This is a genomic window from Paenibacillus sp. VCA1 (genome assembly GCF_031583795.1).
Lineage (GTDB): Bacteria > Bacillota > Bacilli > Paenibacillales > Paenibacillaceae > Paenibacillus_AQ > Paenibacillus_AQ albilobatus.
In genome coordinates this window covers 300,665-320,893 of sequence record NZ_JAVLSX010000005.1, presented here as the reverse complement: position 1 = coordinate 320,893, position 20,229 = coordinate 300,665, and the positions used below count along the sequence as shown (strand labels likewise).

The following is a 20,229-nucleotide window of genomic DNA, read 5'->3' as shown; positions in this document are numbered from 1 at the left end:
TTCGTCAAAAACAGTTTCAAAGTGACCGCAAACGACAGGGTTACGGCCGCATGCTGCCGTCGCATGGACGGTACGCACCGAAATGACCGGCCGCGGACCGTTCATGCGGCTGCCTTCAGGATGGTGAAGCAGCGGAGGGATATAGACCGCTTAAGCCGAAAACACCCGTTGCAGGATCATGGGCTGAAGCTGTCTTCCTTCCAGTGCTGCGTAGCAGGCCTCAGGGATCAAATCCATTTGGGCCACAAGCGAATTCGGCTTCTGATAAGGGTTATCTTGACCGAACGGAACAAAATAAATATTTTTCGTAATTAAAAGCCTAGCGATGTTGGAAGCATTGAGCCCAAGCCCGTCATTCGTGGAAATCGCCAGCACAAGCGGGCGCTGGTTCCTCATTTGGGCTTTGGCGGCCATAAGAACCGGGCTGTCGGTCATCGCGTTGGCCAGCTTGCTTGTCGTATTTCCGGTGCATGGGGCAATGACCAGCACATCGAGCAATTTGGACGGTCCCAGCGGCTCCGCTTCGACAATCGAGGAAATAAGGTCGTTTCCCGTCATTTCTTTAAGCTGCTGAAGCCAATTCTGAGCCGTACCAAAACGTGTATCCGTCGTTTGCACCGAGCCGGATACGATCGGCACCACGTTGGCGCCGCCGTCCACAAACCGCTTCACCTGCGGCATGATTTCTTCAAGCGTGCAGTGCGATCCTGTAACTGCATAACCTACCGTTTTACCCTGCCAATTCATACTCCATCCCCCCGAGTTTTGGACTCATCCGAAATCAACTGTACCAACGTGTTCGCGATGATCGAACCAGCCGTTTTGGGAGCCACGATTCCGGGAAGGCCTGGGGCAAGCAGCGCCTTGATTCCCCGCTTCTCCGCATACCGGAAATCGCATCCCCCGGGAGCGGAAGCGAGGTCAATAATGACGGCGCTTTGAGGCATTCTAGACAGGATTTGTGCTGTGACTATCATAGTCGGAATCGTATTAAAAATCAAGTCGATATTGCGCACATGATCCGCCAAATCCCTTGTCAGGAAAGGCTCCCAGCCCATCACCTCCGCTCGGGCGACGTCCTTTTCGCTGCGGACTCCCACTTTGACATTCGCTCCCAGACCCTGCAGGCTTTTGGCCATCGTGAATCCCGTCCTGCCCAGTCCCAGCACCATGCAACTGGATCCATGTATCGTAAAATCCGTATTCTGAATCGCCATCACCAGAGCGCCTTCGGACGTCGGAATGGAGTTGCTGATCGCCACCTCATCCCGGTCCAGCAGCTCGACCAACTTGATCTCGTGATGCGCGCACAAACTTCGCAAATAAGGCTTTGCCATGCCGGTATATATTTTGCACCCTCTGCGCAGCGCAGCCATATGCTCATCCTGCAGTTTGAGCGACTCATTCGAGAATTGCGTATGGATGATGCCGTTATCATCACAGCCCACGACAGGAAGGACCAGTACATCCGCGCCAGCGAGCAGCTCAGCCGTCAGATGATCCCTGGTCACTCCCTGGAGTTTTTCCTTCAGATTGTCAAAACCGACGACGCTGACGGTGGCATCCATCTCCGAACATTTGCGGATCACCTCGATCTGCCGCGCATCCCCGCCTAGGAATACGATTTGGACTCCTGTCAGCATAAGGATGTCACTCCTTTCAAAAAACACGGTTATGGAGCATCTTATGCGGCAGCCTACCATTCGGTGAAAATGCGGATAAAATAACCTTCGACAGCGGTCTTGGCTTGGATGCTTCCCGTTAAAAATAAAAGATCCGCCGTCACTTTCGCGGCAGGCGAAAATGCGGCGGACCTTGGTCCGTTATTTGCCGGTATGTCCGAATCCTCCGGCTCCGCGGACGGTTTCGGACAAAGTTTCCACTTGTTCGATCCGGATTTGCGGAACCTCCTGGAACACCATTTGGGCAATCCGTTCATTCCGGGCGATCGCAAAAGGCTCCTGTCCCAAATTAATGAGCAGCACCTTCACTTCTCCGCGGTAATCCGCGTCGATCGTTCCCGGCGTATTGAGGCATGTAATGCCATGCTTCAAAGCAAGCCCGCTGCGCGGACGAACCTGCGCTTCAAGGCCTTCCGGCATCGCCAGGGCGAACCCCGTCGGAATCAGCTTGCGTTCCCCCGGTTGAAGCACGACGGGCTCCTCGACGGCGGCGTACAGGTCGTAACCCGATGCGCCCGCGGACATTTTTTCCGGAAGTTTCACGTCGTCATGACCCGGAAGCTTATGAATTTGAACGTAATACAACGAAATCATCCCTTCTTAATCCAGCAATTGCTTTGTCCGATGCTCCGACCATCGCCAGCGCAAAAGGTTCGCCGAACATTCTGTCCAAAACGTCGTCGATGTCCTTCATGCCGACATGCTCTATTTTATCAATCATTTCGTCCAAGGAATAGTGTTTTCCGAGCATCAGCTCGTTTTTCCCGAGCCGGTTCATCCGGCTGCCCGTGCCCTCAAGGCTCAAGATCAAACTTCCCTTCAGCTGTTCCTTCCCTTTGCGGAGCTCGTCTTCCGTGATGCCGTTACGGGCGATGTCCGCAAGCACCTCTTTGGTCAGGTCGAGCACGTCCTTGGTCTGTTTGGGCGCGGTGCCTGCATAAACCGTAAACAATCCGCTGTCCTCGTTGGAGCTGTGGTACGAATAAACGGAATAAGCCAGGCCCCGCTTTTCGCGGATTTCCTGGAACAGTCTCGAACTCATCCCGCCGCCGATCGTGTTGTTCAACAAAATCATGGCGTACTGCAGCGGATCATGAATGGAGCAGCCCGGCAGGGACAAGCAAATATGGTTTTGCTCCGTTTTCTTTTTATGGAACAAAATATCGCTGTGGAACCCCGGCGCGGCAATGCCCTTCACGTCGCGGTGGTTGCCGAAATGGCCGAAATGGCGCTCTAGCAGCTCCACGACGCCGTCATCGATGTTACCGGCCACGCTGATCACCGTATTTTCGACGGTGTAATGCTCCTTCATGTAAGCCCGGAGCTCCGCCGGCCCCATCGGGTCCAACTGCTGCTTCGTGCCCAAAATCGGATAAGCGAGCGGATGTCCCCCGTATACGGCTTTCGCCATCAAATCATGCACAAGATCGTCCGGCGTATCTTCGTACATGGCGATTTCCTCGAGGATGACGTTTTTCTCTTTGGCGAGTTCCCCTTCATCCAGAACGGACCGGAAAAACATATCCGACAACACGTCCACGGCGATCGGCAGATGCTCATCCAGCACCTTGGCGTAATAACAGGTATACTCCTTCGACGTAAACGCGTTGACGTTGCCGCCGATGGCGTCGAATTGTTCGGCGATGTCTTTGGCGTCGTAACGCTCGGTGCCTTTAAACAGCATATGCTCGATAAAATGCGAAACGCCGTTATTATCGGGTGTTTCATGACGCGAGCCCGTTTTCACCCAGATCCCAAAAGAAACCGACCGGCAAGTCGGAATTTTCTCCATGACCACCCTAAGGCCGTTCGTAAGCTTTATTTTTTTCACAAGGCTAGGCCCTCCTAAAATAATATCAATCACTGCCTTTAACGCATCCCCTATCCTACCAAAAAACGGAGTCCCGCTCAACCGCTTCGCGGAAGAACGCGTTCGGGCGAAAGCGTCTGGCTCACCGTTCCCGGCATCAGCCCTTTGTTTTTGATCACCCGGATCATGCCCCGGAGCGATTGGGACGACGAGGACGTCGGATGCATCAAAATGAGGGAGCCCGCCTCCACTTTCCTCGATATTTTGTTCACGATCGATTCGGGGGAAGGGTTCATCCAGTCTACCGTGTCGACCGTCCACAGCACCGTTTTCAGGCCGAGGCTGGCGGCAATCCGGACCGTTTGCTGGTTAAAATCCCCCGACGGCGGCGCAAACCATTTGTTGTCGACGCCAAGGCTTTCTTTAAGCAGCTTTTGCGTTTTGCTGATCTCCATCGTGGCCCGGTATTCGCTGAGCTGGCTCATGTTGGGATGGGTGTAAGCATGGTTTTCCAGCTCATGGCCCCGTTTTTGGATTTCCTTTGCGAGGTCAGGATTTTTTTTCAGCCAGCTTCCATCAAAAAAGAAGGTAGCCTTTACCTTCTCCTCATCCAAAATATCCAGCATCGGCACGATGAATTCGTTGCCCCAAGCCACGTTGATCATCAGCCCCACCATCGGCTTGTTCGGATTTCCCCGGTAGATCGGCTGCGCGCCCAGGTCGTCCAGGCTGACCTTCGGAGGGATTTGGCGGTACACGTATGCAATCGGCGCGGACGAACCGGCCGCTTTGGCTTGCTTATAGGTTGCGTCCACATCTATTTCCAATCCATTATACCCTGGAATCGCCTTCCATACACGGTCCACGACCGCGTCGACCGGCTGAATCCTCGTCTGCTCCCGTTTTTCCACGAGCTGTTTGTAAAGGGGATCCTGCGCCGGATCGTCTGTCCTGGCCTCTGCCGTCCTGGCCTCCGCCGCCTGATGTCTGGTTTCCCGGATGTATTCGCCGACGGCTCCGGTCTGGGCAATCCCCACGACGATCGCAAAACAGGCCATCAATACCGCGCCTCTTCTTCCATTCATAGCTCCGCTCATCTCCCTTACCCGCTTTGTCCCATTTTATGAGCAAGTCCACAGGAATATGAATGGAGGTAAAGGGAAGGCAAATGGAAAAAAAAGAGCCAGAAGTGGTTACGTTCTGCCTCTTTCGCAAGACCTTTGCAAGATCTTTTCGATTGTATTAAGCTTTTTGCGTTTTGGCTTCCGCCGTCAAAACCGCCTTGCGGGACAGGTTAATCCGGCCCTGCTGGTCGATCTCCGTTACTTTTACGGTAATGGAATCGCCGATGGCCACGACGTCTTCAACCTTCGCTACCCGTTCGGTGGACAGCTGGGAAATATGGACAAGGCCTTCCTTGTTCGGCAAAATTTCCACGAATGCCCCGAATTTCTCGATCCGTTTGACGGTGCCGACGTAAATTTCGCCGACCTGCACCTCGCGGACGATGCCTTCGATAATGGAGCGGGCTTTTTGGTTCATTTCGTCGTTCGAAGAAGCGATATATACACGTCCATCCTGCTCGATGTCGATTTTTACGCCGGTTTCCTCGATGATTTTGTTGATGATTTTGCCGCCTGCGCCGATGACATCACGGATTTTGTCCGGATTGATGTTCATGACGATAATTTTAGGCGCATAAGGAGACAACGTTTCCCGCGGCTTTTGGATGGCTTCCATCATCTTGCTCAGGATGAACATCCGTCCTTCTCTCGCCTGTTTTAATGCGTCCTGCAAAATCTGGCGGTCGATGCCGTCGATTTTGATGTCCATCTGAATGGCGGTTACGCCTTCCGAGGTGCCGGCCACTTTGAAGTCCATATCGCCGAGATGGTCTTCCATCCCTTGAATATCGGTCAAAATGGAGACATGCTCCCCGTCTTTGATCAGACCCATGGCTACCCCTGCAACCGGAGCCTTAATAGGCACGCCTGCGTCCATCATGGCCAGGGTACTTGCGCAAATGCTCGCCTGGGACGTGGAACCGTTGGATTCCAGCACCTCCGAAACGAGACGGATCGTGTACGGGAATTCCGTTTCCGAAGGAATAACCTTCGACAACGCTCTTTCGCCCAAGGCGCCATGGCCGATTTCGCGGCGTCCAGGAGCGCGGAGCGGACGTGCTTCGCCTACGCTGAACGGCGGGAAGTTGTAATGGTGCATGAAGCGTTTCGATTCCTGCAGGTCGATGCCGTCCAAAATTTGCACGTCGCCGAGTGCTCCAAGCGTACATACGCTGAGCGCCTGCGTTTGGCCCCGGGTAAACAGGCCCGTTCCGTGCGTGCGCGGCAAAATGCCGGTATCGCATTCGATCGGACGGATTTCATCCAGCTTGCGGCCGTCAGGGCGAACCTTATCATGCGTAATCAAACGTCTGACTTCTTCCTTAACGATATCATGCAGCACTTCTTTGACGTCGCTCAAGAGCTCTGGCGTCTCTATGTATTGCTGTTCAAAGTAAGCTACCGTTTCGTCGTTAATGGCGTCAATCGCATCTTGGCGGGCATGCTTTTCGGCAATGCGCACCGCTTCGACCAATCGGGCTGCGGCATACTCGCGCACCTGCTTGTTGACTTCCTCGTCCACCGCATGCAGCTTGACTTCCATTTTCGGCTTGCCGGCTTTGGCTACAAGCTCCTCGATGACTGCGACGATTTTTTTGATCTCTTCATGACCGTACATGATCGCTTCAAGCATGATTTCTTCAGGCACTTCGTTGGCTTCGGCCTCCACCATCATGATGGCGTCCTTCGTGCCCGACACGACAACGTAAATGTCGCTGATTTCCTGCTGCGCGATCGTAGGGTTGATGATAAACTGTCCGTCTACGCGTCCGACGACGACTCCGCCGATCGGTCCGTTAAACGGCACGTCGGAAATGCTCAGCGAAGCCGAGGTTCCGATCATCGCGGCGATTTCCGGAGAACAGTCTTGATCCACGCTCATGACAAGATTAAGGACTTGTACATCATTGCGGAATCCTTCAGGGAAAAGCGGGCGGATCGGACGGTCCGTCAGGCGGCTGGCGAGAATCGCTTTTTCGCTTGGACGTCCTTCGCGTTTAATGAAGCCTCCCGGAATTTTGCCGACCGCATACAATCTTTCTTCATAGTTGACGGTCAGCGGAAAAAAATCCAAATCTTTAGGTTCACTGGAAGCAGTCACAGTACAAAGTACGGCGGTTTCCCCATAACGGACCATTACTGCCGCGTTGGCCTGTTTGGCGAGTCGTCCGGTTTCAAGGATCAGGGGTCTTCCGCCCAACTGCATTTCGACACGACTTTCCATGAAATCCCTCCTTTTAATACACATTATTCCCAGCTTTGGGTCAATTCATATAAGGCCTGCATAAAAAGCAACCCGGTTGCTCCGCTGTCACTCCGAAAAGGACAAACGGCGAACAACCAGGCTGCTTTAAGTAGACCATACGGATATTAACGGCGCAATCCGAGTTTTTCAATCAGAGCGCTGTAGCGGTTAACATCTTTGTTTTTCAAGTATGCCAACAGCTTACGGCGTTGACCGACCATTTTCAGCAATCCGCGGCGGGAATGATGGTCTTTCTTGTGCGTACGCAAGTGATCAGTCAGGTTCGTAATGTTCTCCGTAAGGATAGCAATTTGCACCTCTGGGGATCCTGTGTCGGATTCATGAGTTTTGTGCTCTTCGATCAGTTGTTGTTTACGTTCTTGAGTCAATGCCATCCTGTTCACCTCCTTAAGTAGATAATCGCCATTAGCCTCGTTACCGTCGGTGAGATCGTGTAACCAAGCCAAGGTTACCGCCGCTGTTTCCAGCGACGCTTATCAGTATAGCATACTTGGGCAGCAAAAGTAAATGTTCGCCAAGTCCGATTATGGGGACGGGCTCAAAATCTTTTCCGCCGTTTCGGTATCGGCCTGAATTTGAGCGATCAGCTCCTGGATGGAAGGGAATTTCCGTTCCGCCCGGATGTAGGATATCAGATCCACGGTCATCTGTTTGCCATAGATGTCCCGGTCAAAATCCAGGAGATGAACCTCAAAGCTTGGAGCGGCGACGTTCTCCTGGAAGGTCGGCTTGACTCCCAAATTCATCACGCCGGGCACCCACTCGCCTTCAATAAACGAGCGGACCGCGTACACGCCTTTGGCGGGCACGACGTAACGGTCGAGCAAGCGCAGGTTAGCCGTCGGAAATCCGATCGATTTTCCCCGCTTGTCGCCGTCGACCACCACCCCCCGCAGCCGGTACGGCCTGCCGAGCAGCCGGTTCGCTTCATCCAGTTCCCCGCTCTGCAGCGCTTTGCGGATCGAAGAGCTGCTCACTTTTTCGCCTTCCCGCTCGAAAGGCGGGATGATTTCGACGTTCATGTTTCCGCCTCCCAGCTGGCGGAGCATGTTTGCATCCCCAGCCCCCTTATGGCCAAAGCGGAAGTCGAAACCGACGATCGCGGTCCGTACGCCAAGCTGCAGCAGCATGCCTTCGACGAAAGCCTGCGGGCTCAGCTTGGAAAAAGCCTCGCTGAACTCCACCACATACAAAATATCCACGCCCAGCTCGGCCAAAAGCTCCTGCTTCTCCAATAGCGGCGTTAAGTTTCCTTCGTAGTTGCCTTTTTTCATGACGTCCTTCGGATGAGGGTGAAAGGTCATGACTGCGCTCGGAACGCCCTGCTCCCCGGCTAGCCGGACGGCGGAACCGATCACGCTTGCATGCCCCTGATGCACGCCGTCGAATTGTCCGATCGCGGCGATTTGCGGACCCGCGTTTTCCCTGATGATGCCGGCGGACAAAGGATAGGTTAAATGTACAGTCTTCACAGCGTTCTCACCTGCATTTCGATTGAAATATCCGTTCGCGGCCGCTTATGTCCCCGGCAAAAATACTTTTACCGGCGCAATGGCCCCAGACTCTTCCTGTTTTTCAAAGATCCCGAGAAACGCGCCTGCGCTATCATACAGGCGGATGCAGCCAGGGGAGCGCACCTCCGGCGTTACCGCCCTTCCGGAGAGCCTCTGTCCCTGCAGCGCGGCCGCGGCTTTTTCGTCCGATACGGTATGCGCCGGTAAATGCCTGATGGCATGGTCAACCTTGATCAGATGCTCCTGCAGCCTGCCTTCGTCCATCAAACGTTCGATTTCCGCAAGCGTCAGGCATTCCGAGTCGGAAATCCCCGCGGACATCGTTCGCTTCAATTGGACCATCGTCGCCGGCAAGCCAAGCGCCTTGCCGATATCGACGCAAAGCGTACGGATGTAGGTGCCTTTGGAGCAAAGCGCCCTGAAGGAAATATCGAGAAACGGCCCATGCCATTCATGGCCTTTCATCTCAATTTCGTAAATGGTCACTTCGCGGCTCTTGCGCTCGACCGTTTTGCCTTCGCGCGCCAGCTCATAAAGCCGTTTTCCGTCGACTTTTACCGCCGAGTACATCGGCGGAACCTGGGAAATGGTGCCCAGGAATGTCTTCAGCGCCTTTTCCGCTTCCTCCGGGGTAACGTTCACCCGGTCGACCTGTGCGGTCACGTTGCCTGTCAAATCTTCGGTGTCGGTTGCCATCCCAAGCCTCAGCGTCGCTTCGTATTCTTTCGGCAGCTCCTGCATATATTCGACGACCCGCGTCGCCCTGCCCAGGCAAAGCGGAAGCACGCCCGTCACTTCAGGATCCAGCGTGCCGGTGTGCCCGATCCGCTTCATCTTTAAAATGCGGCGCGTTTTCGCCACGACATCATGCGAGGTCATCCCTGCCGGCTTATGAACGGCCAAAATTCCTTCCAGACTCATAACAGCGACTTCACCCGCTCTATTACCTGCTCGATGGAGCTTTCGAGGTTGGCTTCGAGTCTACAGCCCGCGGCCCGGACATGCCCTCCGCCTCCAAAGCTTTGGGCCAGCGCTGCAACGTCGACGTTGCCCGCCGAACGAAGACTGACCTTCACGGCATGATCATGGATGACTTTAAATAAAATGCCGACCTCGACGCCTTGAATGTTCCGGGGATAATTCACGATCCCTTCCAGATCTTCGTTCGAAGCTCCCGCTTCCTGCATATGTTCCGGGGTGACGTAAACCCAGCAAATTTTGCCGTCAGGCGTCATCTCCATCGTGCTGAGCGCCTTTACGAGCACTTTCATTTGCGGCAACGACATCGATTCCAGCAGAGTCTCACATAATTCGGGCCCGTTTACGCCGTATCCAAGAAGCTCCGAAGCAATGCTCATCACCTTCGGCGACGTGTTCGAATAGCGGAAACCCCCGGTATCCGTCAAAAGCCCGGTATAAATCGCTGTCGCGATGTCCGTCGTCCACTCGAGCCCGCAAGCGTCGATCAAGTCATGCAAAATTTCAGCCGTGGCGGCGGCATCCGGCTTAATCAGGGCGACGCTGCCGTAGCCGTTGTTGGTTGGATGATGATCGATATTCAGAATCATCGCATCTTCGGCAAAATACCGGGCGGTTTGTCCGACCCGGGCAAAATCGGCGCAATCCACGCAGATGACATGTCCGAACATGCGGTCAAGAGGCTGCTGCTCCATGTTCACGATCCGGTCCGCCATGAGCAGAAACCGCATCCTCTCCGGGATCGGCCCCTCATTGATCAGAGTGAATTTTTTGCCCAGACATGAGAGAAGCCAGCCCACGGCTACGGTGGAACTGACTGCATCTCCATCTGGCTGAATATGCGACACTACTAAATAATCATCATGCTTCAGCAGAAACTGCTTGGCCTGCTCAAGCGACTGTTCATAGGTCTGCATCGCCTTCTCCTTTAAACTTTAATTAGTTCGAATCGTTTTTGCTGATTTCGCCCAGAAGCTTTTCGATTTTGCTGCCGTAAGCAATGGATTCATCGAACTTGAAAATCAGCTCGGGTATGTGACGAAGGCGAATCCGCTTGCCAAGCTCGGAGCGGAGAAAACCGTTGGCTTTCTCCAGAGCTTTCAGCGAGTTCTCTTTCTGCTCTTCGTCTCCCAGCACGCTGAGGTAAACCTTCGCTTGGGATAAATCGTTAGTTACATCCACGCCGGTTACGGTCAGGAAACCGATGCGCGGGTCTTTTAATTCACTTTGGATGAGCTGGCTCAGTTCTTTTTTAATCTGTTCGCCGACCCGCCCAACACGTATTTTGGCCATGCATGTTCACCTCTTTAGTTACTTGCGCTCGACAGCCTCCATGATGAACGCCTCGATGACGTCGCCTTCCTTAAGGTCATTATATCCTTCTATGGTAATGCCGCATTCATAACCTTGGGCAACTTCTTTAGCATCATCCTTGAAGCGCTTGAGTGTATCGATTTTTCCTTCGTGAACAACAATGCCGCCGCGAATCAAACGGACTTCAGCGTTGCGCGTGATTTTGCCCTGAGTAACCATGCAGCCGGCAATGGTGCCCACTTTGCTGATTTTAAACAGGTTGCGGACTTCGGCATGGCCGATGACCACTTCTTTATATTCTGGATCCAGCATACCTTTCATAGCCTGCTCGATTTCCTCGATGACATTGTAAATGACGCGGTGCAGACGGATATCGACTTTCTCTTGTTCTGCCGTCGCTCCGGCTTGCGGATCCGGACGAACGTTAAAGCCGATGACGATCGCGTTCGATGCGGCAGCCAAAATGATGTCGGATTCCGTGATAGCACCGACACCGCTGTGGATGATTTTCACACGTACGCCTTCCACTTCGATTTTGGCCAAAGAACCTTTCAAAGCTTCGACCGAACCTTGCACGTCGCCTTTGATGATCACGTTCAGGTCTTTGATCTCGCCGTCTTTAATATGCTGGAACAAGTCGTCGAGAGTTACGCGCACGTTGCTGCCAAGATCGGATTGGCGCTGGGTGATCGCGCGTTTTTCGGCGATGGAGCGGGCTTTGCGCTCGTCTTCGAAAACCATGAACGGATCGCCGGCTTGCGGCACTTCCGTCAGACCGGTAATTTCAACCGGCGTGGATGGACCGGCTTCCTTCAGACGGCGGCCTTTGTCGTTCACCATGGCGCGAACGCGTCCGAAACAGTTGCCCGCAACGAAGGCGTCCCCGATTTTCAGCGTACCATGCTGCACCAGTACGCGTGCCACCGGGCCGCGGCCTTTGTCCAGCTCCGCCTCGATGACGGCGCCGCGCGCGCGTTTGTCCGGGTTCGCTTTATATTCGTTCACTTCGGCAACAAGCAGGATCATCTCAAGAAGTTCTTCGAGACCCATTTTTTGCTTTGCCGAAACATTGACGAAAATGGTGTCTCCGCCCCACTCTTCCGGCACAAGACCGTATTCGGTCAGTTCTTGTTTTACTTTGTCCGGATTTGCCGACGGCTTGTCGATTTTGTTTACGGCCACGATGATCGGCAGCTCGGCCGCTTTGGCGTGGTTGATGGCTTCCACGGTTTGCGGCATGACGCCGTCATCGGCCGCTACGACGATAATCGTAATATCCGTGATTTGCGCTCCGCGTGCACGCATCGCCGTGAAGGCTTCATGGCCCGGCGTATCCAGGAACGTAATTTTTTTGTTGTTGATTTCGACTTGGTAAGCGCCGATATGCTGCGTGATGCCGCCTGCTTCGCCGCCGGTAACGTTCGTAGAACGGATGGCGTCGAGCAAGGTCGTTTTACCATGGTCAACGTGCCCCATGATGGTAACGACCGGCGGACGGGCTTTCAGATCCGCTGGATCATCGTTCTCCTCAAGGGTCTCGAAGCGGTCGTCCTCAACAACAATCTTCACTTCGACCTCAACGCCGAACTCTCCGGCAAGAAGAAGAATGGTATCGATATCAAGCTCCTGGTTAATCGTAGCCATAACGCCCATCAGGATCAGCTTTTTGATAACCTCGGAAGCGTCTTTATGAAGCAATTTGGCTGTTTCGCCAACCGTCATATTACCGCGCACGATGATTTTCTTCGGCGTGTTATCGATTTTCTCGCGCGGCGGCTGGTTGTGTTGCTGTCTGCCTTTGTTGTTCTTGCCTCCACGATTATTCCGGTTGAACGAACCGGATTTGTTGTTTCCGTCTTCAAACCGTCTGGAACTTCCGTTTTTGCCACGGTTTTGGTTATTGCCTTGATTGCGATTGCCACCGCGGTTATCGTTTGGTCTGGAGAAGTTATCGCTCGAACCGCCTTCTTGGGAAGGACGGGGTCCGGACTGCTGCGGACGACCTCCGGATTGCTGTGGACGGCCGTTGTTCGACCGCTGCCCACCGGATTGCTGTCCGCCGGGACCGCGGTTTGCGCCTCCCTGATTCGAACCTTGAGGCCGATTTCCTTGGGAAGATCCTTGATTGCGGTTGCCTGCACCTGCGCCCTGGCTGCGGTTGCCTGCACCGTTATTTTGGCCTCCCTGGTTCGAGTGGCCTCTGCGGGAATCCTGCCCGCCCTGGGTTCGCTGGGAACCGTTTGCTGTGTTTTGATTCGATTTATTATTCATACTTACCTGCTTTTCCTGTTGTTTTTGGGATTGGCTTTGGCCTGCCGGCCGGCTGCCCTGGTTTCGATCTGTCCGGTTGTTGTCATTTTTTATGGAAGAAGTATTAGCTGTCGTAAGAGTTTCCCCGCTTTCTCTTTTCGCAGCGGCATTCGATTTGATATCTCGAAAAAATTGTTCCACTTTTGCGACCGAATCATTCTCCATCACGCTCATATGATTGTTGACGGGAATATTCAGCCGTTTCAAGATGGTAATAATTTCTTTGCTGCTCATATTTAATGATTTTGCATATTCGTATACACGCAGTTTATCTTTACTGTCTTGTTTACTCAATATACTCCACCTCCGACATTATCTCCAAGCTTTTGGAGATCATTTCTGCGAATCCTTGATCCGTAATTGCGAGCACAACTCTTTCGGGTTTACCGATGCTTGCGCCCAAACTTTCGCGGTCAAATCCGATCACCAGAGGGATGTTGTACGTTCCGCATTTGTCGCGGAACTTTTTCTGTGTATTTGCTGAGGCGTCTCCCGCAAGGATGACTAGCTTGGCTTCCGAAGACCGTATCGATTTCAGCACAATCTCGTCGCCGGTCAGCAGCTTTCCCGCGCGCATGGCAAGACCGAGGCGGGAGAAAAATTTATTCATCGGCCGCGCTTTCCTTTACCGCCAAAAATTCATCCTCCACCGATATGAAGTCCTCGGCAAGCTGCTCGTAAATTTCCGGCTTGACGTGATGTTTCAGGGCACGGTCCAGCGACTTGTTTTTTTGCGCGAGCTTAAAACAGGAGACTTTCCCGCAAAGGTAAGCTCCTCGCCCCGACTTCTTGCCGGTCAGATCGATGAGCACCTCGTCTTCGGGCGTCTTCACGATGCGGATCAGTTCTTTTTTCGGCATCATTTCCTGGCACGCCACACATTTGCGCAGCGGCACTTTTTTTTGCTTGATCATGGCGCAGCCCTCCCGTCCTTGTTAAGGTTCAGGATGTTCCGAATCCTGCTGTCAATCGACGGAGACGGAATCCTGATGCATTTCGACCGAGGATGTTTTCGGTCTGCCGAATTCCTGTTCCGCCTGACTTTCGCTCTTGATGTCGATTTTCCAGCCGGTCAGCTTCGCTGCCAGCCGGGCGTTTTGGCCCTTGATCCCGATTGCGAGGGAAAGCTGGTAGTCAGGCACGATGACGCGGGCCATTTTCTCCTCTTCGAACACGATCACTTCCAGCACTTTCGACGGGCTGAGGGCGTTGGCGACGTATTCCTCCACCTGTTCCGAATAGCGAACGATATCGATTTTTTCTCCGCGCAGCTCATTGACAATGGTCTGCACGCGGAGGCCTTTCGGCCCGACGCAGGATCCGACCGGATCCACTTCCGGATTGCGGGAGTAAACCGCGATTTTGGAACGGAAGCCCGCTTCCCGGGCTACGGAACGGATTTCCACCACGCCGTCGAAAATTTCGGGCACTTCAAGCTCGAACAACCGCTTGAGGAGACCCGGATGCGTGCGGGACAACATGATTTGCGGTCCCTTCGTCGTGTTTTCAACCTTGGTGATATAAGCCTTGATCCGGTCGCCGTGCTTGAATTTTTCATTCGGCATCAGCTCGCTGAGCGGAAGCACGGCTTCGATTTTACCGAGATCCACGTAAAAGTTGCGCAGATCCTGGCGCTGCACCGTGCCGGTCACGATATCCTCTTCTTTATCCACAAACGCGTTGTAGATCAAGCCGCGCTCCGCTTCGCGGATGCGCTGGGTGACGACCTGCTTCGCCGTCTGGGCGGCGATGCGGCCGAAGTCGCGAGGCGTAACCTCGATTTCGGCGATATCGTCGATTTGGAAATGCGGGTTGATCTCCCTTGCCGCGGGCAGGGAAATTTCGGTGCGAGGATCAAGCACCTCTTCCACAACCAGCTTGCGGGCATACACCTTGATGACGCCCGAGTTGCGGTTCATGTCGACGCGCACGTTCTGCGCCGTGTTAAAGTTGCGTTTGTAGCTGGAGATCAGCGCGGCTTCAATCGCTTCGAACAGAATATCCTTGCTGATTCCCTTTTCTCTTTCCAGTTCATTCATCGCTTCAATAAAATCCATACTCATTGGAAATCAGTTCCCCCTTTCATTACATGCACCCAAGCGTAAACGCCTTCGCCGTCTTTGACAGGTGAAGCTTGCGTTTCGCGACGTAAAATCCGGGAATTACGAGCGGCGCTTTGTCCTAACAAATTCCTGGATTTTTAAAAAATAATGGCCAGTCTGGCACTGGCAACTTTAGCGTACGGGATGGTGTGCTGCTTCTTTCCTACGGAGATGACAAGTTCGTCGTTTTCGAACGAAAGAAGCCGGCCTTCGAATTCTTTCTGGCCGTCAACCGCCTCGTACACGGTCACAAACACATCTTTGCCGACGGCTTTGGCCACGTCTTCGCTTTTCTTCAGCGGACGCTCGGCGCCAGGGGAGGATACCTCCAGAAAATATGCGGTGGGAATCGGATCGTTCTCATCCAGCTTCTGGCTCAGATATTCGCTGATCATGCCGCAATCATCGATGTCAATGCCGCCTTCCTTGTCGACATAGACGCGCAAAAAGTAGTTGCTGCCTTCTTTGACGTATTCGACGTCGACAAGCTCAAAGTTATGCTCATCCAGAAAGGAGCGGACCATTTCCTCTACAATTCCTTTGATCTTCGGTGTGCTCAAAGATTATTACCTCCAAGACTTTCAATATCCTATATACCAAAGAGTAAAGAGTGGGTCGCCCCACTCTTTAAACAACGGTTTTATCTCCATGATTGCCAAAAAAATTATAACATAGTCTGGCAGCACTGACAAGTATCACTCCTTGACTGCCGCCAGTCGCAGCAAGGGCTGCACGGCATCGCCCCATTGTCAAGAGAGGATATAAATGGGTATTGATCCGTCCGTAGTATTAAAACAACGAGAGCTGGTTGCTTTCCGGCAGGCCGCGGAAGCAGCCCATTTGCGTCAGCAGCTCGATGATCGACTTACTTGCCTTCGACTTTTGCTGGAAGTCTTCGATCGAGAGGAACTCGCCTTGTTCGCGCGCGGCAGCGATGTTGCGCGCCGCGTTTTCGCCGATGCCCTGCATGGCCGAAAACGGCGGGATCAGGGATTCACCATCTACGATGAAGCGCGTCGCTTCCGAGCGGTACAAATCCAGACTCTTGAAGGTGAAGCCTCGTGCGGTCATCTCAAGCGCCATTTCAAGCACCGGAAGCATGCTTTTTTCTTTCGTGGTGGCCTGGAAGCCTTTCTGCTCGATTTCCTCGATCTGGCGGTAAATCGCGTCGTAGCCTTGGCAGCAAAGCTCGATGTCGAAATCTTCGGCACGAACCGAAAAGTAGGTCGCGTAATATTCGATTGGATAGTAGAGCTTGAAATATGCCGTTCTCACCGCTGAAATAACATATGCCGCGGCGTGCGCTTTCGGGAACATGTACTGGATTTTCAGGCATGAATCGATGTACCACTGCGGCACTTTGCATCGTTTCATTTCCTCGATCCATTCCGGCGTCAGCCCCTTGCCTTTACGGACGCTTTCCGTAATTTTGAAGGCGAGGCTGGCATCCATGCCGGCTTTATAAATCAAGTAGAGCATGATATCGTCACGGCAACCGATCACCGTTTTGATGTTGCAGGTGCCGTTTTTGATCAGTTCCTGGGCGTTTCCGAGCCAAACTCCCGTTCCGTGGGACAGGCCCGAAATTTGCAGCAAGTCCGCAAAGGACGAAGGCTTCGATTCGATCAGCATCTGGCGGACGAACTTCGTTCCCATTTCCGGCACGCCGTACGTGGCGACCGGGGTCCGGATCTGCTCGGGCGTGACGCCAAGCGCCTCGGTCGAGTTGAACATGCTCATGACCTTCGGATCGTTCATCGGAATGGTGGTCGGATCGACCCCCGTCAAATCCTGCAGCATCCGCATCATCGTCGGATCATCGTGCCCCAGAATATCGAGCTTCAGCAAGTTCGCGTCAAAGGCGTGGTAATCGAAATGGGTCGTTTTCCATTCCGCGCTTGTGTCGTCCGCCGGGTATTGGACCGGAGTGATGTCTTCCACTTCCATGTAATCCGGCACGACGACGATCCCGCCGGGATGCTGGCCGGTGCTGCGTTTAACGCCGGTACAGCCGGCCGCAAGGCGGCTCAGCTCGGCGCCGCGCCAGCTTTTATGATGGTCTTCCTCGTATTTTTTCGCGTAGCCGAACGCCGTTTTCTCCGCGACGGTACCGATCGTTCCCGCCCGGAACACGCATTTTTCGCCGAAAATTTCCTTCGTGTAGTTATGCGCATGCGGCTGGTATTCGCCGGAAAAGTTCAAGTCGATATCGGGAACCTTGTCGCCTTTGAAGCCAAGGAAGGTTTCGAACGGAATGTCCTGCCCTTCGCCCTTCAGCATCTGGCCGCATTTCGGGCATTCCTTGTCCGGAAGGTCGAATCCGCTCGGCACGCTGCCGTCGAGGAACCACTCGCTGTATTTGCAGGCTTCGTTCCGGCAAATGTAATGCGCAGGGAGCGGGTTAACCTCCGAAATGCCCAGGAACGTGGCGACGACGGAAGAACCGACGGAACCCCGGGAGCCGACAAGATAACCGTCCCGATTGGATTTTTTAACGAGTCTTTCGGAAATCAGATAGTTGGCGGAAAAGCCGTATTTAATGATCGGCTCCAGCTCTTTCTCCAGCCGGGCGACGACGACTTCCGGCAGGTCTTCCCCATAAATCGACCTCGCCGTTTCATAGCAGGTGTTCCGGATCTCCTCGTCCGCGCCTTCGATGATCGGCGTAAAGAGTTTATCCGGAAACAGTTCGAGCTCTTCGAAACGGTCCGCCAATTCGTTGGTGTTTTTCACCACAACCTCAAAGGCCTTGTCCTTGCCCAAAAATTCGAATTCTTCCAGCATTTCGTCCGTCGTGCGCAGATGCGCGTCCGGCTTGCGGATATCCTTCAGCGGGCTGAAACCGGTGATGCCGTGGATCGTAATGTCGCGGAACAGCTTGTCGCGCGGATCGAGATAATGGACGTTGCCCGTGGCGATAACCGGCTTGTTCAGTTTTTCGCCGATATCGCAAATCGTCTTGATCGCCGCCTTCAGCTCGGCCGGGCTTCCGACCAGCCCTTTGTCGACCAGGTGCATGTACATCGTCAGCGGCTGAATTTCCAGCACGTCGTAAAATTCCGCCACTTCCATCGCTTCTTCGACCGTCTTGTTCAGCACCGTCTCGAAAAATTCGCCTTTTTCGCAGCCGGAGATGACAAGCAGCCCTTCCCTCAGCTCGACAAGCTTGGATCTCGGTATGCATGGAACCCGCATGAAATATTCGGTATGCGACAACGAAATCAGCTTGAACAGATTTTTTTTGCCTATCGGGTTCAGCGCATAAATGCCGCAATGGAACGGACGGGTATTGGACAGATCCTTGCCGACGTAATCGTTCAGCCGGTCGAGCATCGTCAGCCCCTTGATTTTTTCCGCATCGGCCAACAATCCGTTCAAAATGCCGGCCAGCGCCACCGTATCGTCGATCGCCCGGTGATGGCTTTCAAGCAGCACCTTGTATTTATCCGCCAGCGTGTTCAGCCGGTGGTTTTTCATCCCTGGATGCAGCAAGCGGGCTAGCTCAAGCGTATCGAGCGCCGGGTTGTCCAGCTGCGGCATGCCGTATTGTTTCAAGGAAGCCTGGATGAAACCCACGTCGAATCTTGCGTTGTGGGCCACGAGCACGCCGTCGCCGATAAATTCGACGAATTCCTTCAGAACGGGCTCCAGGTCCGGCGCATCTTTCACCATTTCATCCGTAATGTTCGTGAGCTGCTGAATATGGTAAGGGATTTTTTCGTGCGGGTTGACGAACGTTGCGTACCGTCCGATCTCTTTGCCCTCGTGCATTTTGACCGCGGCAAGCTCGGTAATTTTGCTGTTCGTGATCGACAGGCCGGTGGTCTCGATATCGAATACGACGTATGTCGCCGATTTCAGCTCGATCGGTTTCGGCTGCATGACGACCGGAACCGAGTCGTTGACCACGTTGGCCTCCACGCCATAGATCATTTTAATGCCGTTTTTCTTCGCCGCCTTGGCCGCGTCCGGAAAGCTCTGCACGCCGCCATGATCGGTAATCGCGATCGCCTTATGGCCCCATTTGGCCGCCGTTTTGATATATTGGTCGACGGGCGTCACCGCATCCATCGTGCTCATGGTCGAATGCAGGTGAAACTCCACGCGTTTCTCGGGAGCGGCATCCTTTCGGGCGGGAGGGGATTGAACCTCGACCAAATCGGATGGAATCATCACCAGCTCGGGAACCTGCATGAACCGGTCATACTCCACCCGTCCGCGCGCTCTCACCCATTTGCCGTTGGCCAGCAAGCCTAAAATCTTCAAATCCTCTTTCGTCTTCGCAAACATTTTCATCTGCAGCGAATCGGTGAAGTCCGTCAGGTTGAACATAAACAGCGTGCTGCCGTTGCGGAGCTCCTTGCTGTCCAGTCCAAAGATGGTTCCCTGAACCGTAATCTTTTTCTCCTCGTCCTGAATCTCCTGGATCGGCACCGGCTGGTCCTTGATGTCGTAACCGACCTGCAGCCGTACCTCTTCCCCGTCATCCTCGGCCTCGCGCGCTTCGGCTTCTATGCTCGTCATCATCTGCTGGATCACTTCAAGCTCTTCCGCGCGTTTTTTCTGCTCAAATTCTTCGTAGGCTTCCCGGTTGATTTCCCCGACTTGAACTTTTACCCTGAGCGGAAGCGCAAAATATTGCTGATAAAAACGGATGATCGCCTGATCGATCTGCTTTTTGCGCGCAAGCTCGAGCGAGGTGGGATCCGTCATGTTTACAAGCAGCAAGTCCCCGTCCAGCTCATGTCCCGCTCTGGCCATCCAGCCGTTGACCGACGGAATTTCCCTGTGAACCCATTCCAAGAACAAATTCCAGTACGTATTGACGATTTCGCCAGCATCTACCGCAGAACCATATTTGAAAATAAACGTGATTTTAGCGATATGCTGCATTTTCTCCCTAAGCTTCAGGCAAAAATTCCGGTATACCTCTGCAGGCACGAGCGTCTCTTTGCCGATCGTAATGATCCACTCTTTATTGCTCCGGCTCGTCTCCACCTGCTCGATGTAACCGTCCAAAAAATAAGGGTCGACCAATCCGGGGGGGATTTCGCCCTGCTTCATCAGAAGCTCAAACCGTTTTCTTTTCTCGCCAGTCATGTCCAATGCTCTCTTCCCCCTTGCTCCCA

The 20,229-nt window shown here is 53.6% G+C and carries 17 protein-coding genes; all 17 read right to left on the bottom strand.

From position 1 onward, the window contains the following. Nucleotides 1-150: 150 nt before the first annotated feature. The 17 genes from RJP21_RS13360 to RJP21_RS13280 all read right to left on the bottom strand — a co-directional run bounded on the left by RJP21_RS13360 (nt 151) and on the right by RJP21_RS13280 (nt 20,200). The gene (locus RJP21_RS13360; protein ID WP_160037426.1) at nt 151-747 is read right to left on the bottom strand and encodes a dipicolinate synthase subunit B; all 597 of its coding nucleotides are present in this window, start codon (nt 745-747) and stop codon (nt 151-153) included. Continuing rightward, nucleotides 744-1,643: a dipicolinate synthase subunit DpsA gene (gene dpsA / locus RJP21_RS13355; RefSeq protein WP_160037425.1), complete on the bottom strand. Its 900-nt coding sequence runs from the start codon at nt 1,641-1,643 to the stop codon at nt 744-746. Before dpsA ends, RJP21_RS13360 begins: the two co-directional genes overlap by 4 nt. 180 nt (nt 1,644-1,823) lie before the next feature. Beyond that, nucleotides 1,824-2,276, bottom strand: a complete 453-nt coding sequence (gene dut, locus RJP21_RS13350) for a dUTP diphosphatase (RefSeq protein WP_310859688.1) — start codon at nt 2,274-2,276, stop codon at nt 1,824-1,826. Beyond that, entirely contained in the window at nt 2,245-3,513 is a 1,269-nt protein-coding gene (locus RJP21_RS13345; RefSeq protein ID WP_310859687.1) for a M16 family metallopeptidase, read from the bottom strand. The genes dut and RJP21_RS13345 overlap by 32 nt, the downstream gene beginning before the upstream one ends. Nucleotides 3,514-3,590: 77 nt before the next feature. Then, entirely contained in the window at nt 3,591-4,577 is a 987-nt protein-coding gene (locus tag RJP21_RS13340; protein ID WP_310859686.1) for a polysaccharide deacetylase family protein, read from the bottom strand. Between the two features lie 157 nt (nt 4,578-4,734). Next, nucleotides 4,735-6,840, bottom strand: a complete 2,106-nt coding sequence (gene pnp / locus RJP21_RS13335; RefSeq protein WP_310859685.1) for a polyribonucleotide nucleotidyltransferase — start codon at nt 6,838-6,840, stop codon at nt 4,735-4,737. Between the two features lie 146 nt (nt 6,841-6,986). Next, the gene (gene rpsO, locus RJP21_RS13330; RefSeq protein ID WP_160037420.1) at nt 6,987-7,256 is read right to left on the bottom strand and encodes a 30S ribosomal protein S15; all 270 of its coding nucleotides are present in this window, start codon (nt 7,254-7,256) and stop codon (nt 6,987-6,989) included. A gap of 150 nt (nt 7,257-7,406) precedes the next feature. Then, nucleotides 7,407-8,354 carry a bifunctional riboflavin kinase/FAD synthetase gene (locus RJP21_RS13325; RefSeq protein ID WP_310859684.1) on the bottom strand — a complete coding sequence of 316 codons (948 nt, stop codon included), beginning with the start codon at nt 8,352-8,354 and terminating at the stop codon, nt 7,407-7,409. 45 nt (nt 8,355-8,399) lie between these two features. Next, nucleotides 8,400-9,317, bottom strand: coding sequence for a tRNA pseudouridine(55) synthase TruB (gene truB, locus RJP21_RS13320; protein WP_310859683.1), 918 nt, complete (start codon nt 9,315-9,317; stop codon nt 8,400-8,402). Beyond that, nucleotides 9,314-10,291, bottom strand: a complete 978-nt coding sequence (locus tag RJP21_RS13315) for a DHH family phosphoesterase (protein ID WP_310859682.1) — start codon at nt 10,289-10,291, stop codon at nt 9,314-9,316. Before RJP21_RS13315 ends, truB begins: the two co-directional genes overlap by 4 nt. Nucleotides 10,292-10,313: 22 nt before the next feature. Further along, the gene (gene rbfA, locus RJP21_RS13310; protein ID WP_160037416.1) at nt 10,314-10,667 is read right to left on the bottom strand and encodes a 30S ribosome-binding factor RbfA; all 354 of its coding nucleotides are present in this window, start codon (nt 10,665-10,667) and stop codon (nt 10,314-10,316) included. Between the two features lie 18 nt (nt 10,668-10,685). Beyond that, nucleotides 10,686-13,292, bottom strand: coding sequence for a translation initiation factor IF-2 (infB, locus tag RJP21_RS13305; protein WP_310859681.1), 2,607 nt, complete (start codon nt 13,290-13,292; stop codon nt 10,686-10,688). After that, entirely contained in the window at nt 13,285-13,608 is a 324-nt protein-coding gene (locus tag RJP21_RS13300; protein ID WP_160037414.1) for a YlxQ family RNA-binding protein, read from the bottom strand. Before RJP21_RS13300 ends, infB begins: the two co-directional genes overlap by 8 nt. Then, nucleotides 13,601-13,909, bottom strand: a complete 309-nt coding sequence (gene rnpM / locus RJP21_RS13295) for an RNase P modulator RnpM (protein ID WP_160038423.1) — start codon at nt 13,907-13,909, stop codon at nt 13,601-13,603. Before rnpM ends, RJP21_RS13300 begins: the two co-directional genes overlap by 8 nt. 54 nt (nt 13,910-13,963) lie before the next feature. Beyond that, nucleotides 13,964-15,061 (bottom strand): transcription termination factor NusA, encoded by a 1,098-nt coding sequence (gene nusA, locus RJP21_RS13290; protein WP_036706975.1) that lies wholly within the window; start codon nt 15,059-15,061, stop codon nt 13,964-13,966. Nucleotides 15,062-15,198: 137 nt separating this feature from the next. After that, nucleotides 15,199-15,660: a ribosome maturation factor RimP gene (rimP, locus tag RJP21_RS13285; RefSeq protein WP_310859680.1), complete on the bottom strand. Its 462-nt coding sequence runs from the start codon at nt 15,658-15,660 to the stop codon at nt 15,199-15,201. Nucleotides 15,661-15,889: 229 nt separating this feature from the next. Then, entirely contained in the window at nt 15,890-20,200 is a 4,311-nt protein-coding gene (locus RJP21_RS13280; RefSeq protein ID WP_310859889.1) for a PolC-type DNA polymerase III, read from the bottom strand. Nucleotides 20,201-20,229: the final 29 nt, after the last annotated feature.

Bases quoted from the DNA above. Each gene is read 5' to 3' on its own strand.
- RJP21_RS13315 (WP_310859682.1), bottom strand. From the start codon at position 10,291: ATGCAGACCTATGAACAGTCGCTTGAGCAGGCCAAGCAGTTTCTGCTG.
- pnp (WP_310859685.1), bottom strand. From the start codon at position 6,840: ATGGAAAGTCGTGTCGAAATGCAGTTGGGCGGAAGACCCCTGATCCTT.
- rbfA (WP_160037416.1), bottom strand. From the start codon at position 10,667: ATGGCCAAAATACGTGTTGGGCGGGTCGGCGAACAGATTAAAAAAGAA.
- dpsA (WP_160037425.1), bottom strand. From the start codon at position 1,643: ATGCTGACAGGAGTCCAAATCGTATTCCTAGGCGGGGATGCGCGGCAG.
- nusA (WP_036706975.1), bottom strand. From the start codon at position 15,061: ATGAGTATGGATTTTATTGAAGCGATGAATGAACTGGAAAGAGAAAAG.
- dut (WP_310859688.1), bottom strand. From the start codon at position 2,276: ATGATTTCGTTGTATTACGTTCAAATTCATAAGCTTCCGGGTCATGAC.
- RJP21_RS13340 (WP_310859686.1), bottom strand. From the start codon at position 4,577: ATGAATGGAAGAAGAGGCGCGGTATTGATGGCCTGTTTTGCGATCGTC.
- truB (WP_310859683.1), bottom strand. From the start codon at position 9,317: ATGAGTCTGGAAGGAATTTTGGCCGTTCATAAGCCGGCAGGGATGACC.
- RJP21_RS13360 (WP_160037426.1), bottom strand. From the start codon at position 747: ATGAATTGGCAGGGTAAAACGGTAGGTTATGCAGTTACAGGATCGCAC.
- RJP21_RS13300 (WP_160037414.1), bottom strand. From the start codon at position 13,608: ATGAATAAATTTTTCTCCCGCCTCGGTCTTGCCATGCGCGCGGGAAAG.
- RJP21_RS13280 (WP_310859889.1), bottom strand. From the start codon at position 20,200: ATGACTGGCGAGAAAAGAAAACGGTTTGAGCTTCTGATGAAGCAGGGC.
- rpsO (WP_160037420.1), bottom strand. From the start codon at position 7,256: ATGGCATTGACTCAAGAACGTAAACAACAACTGATCGAAGAGCACAAA.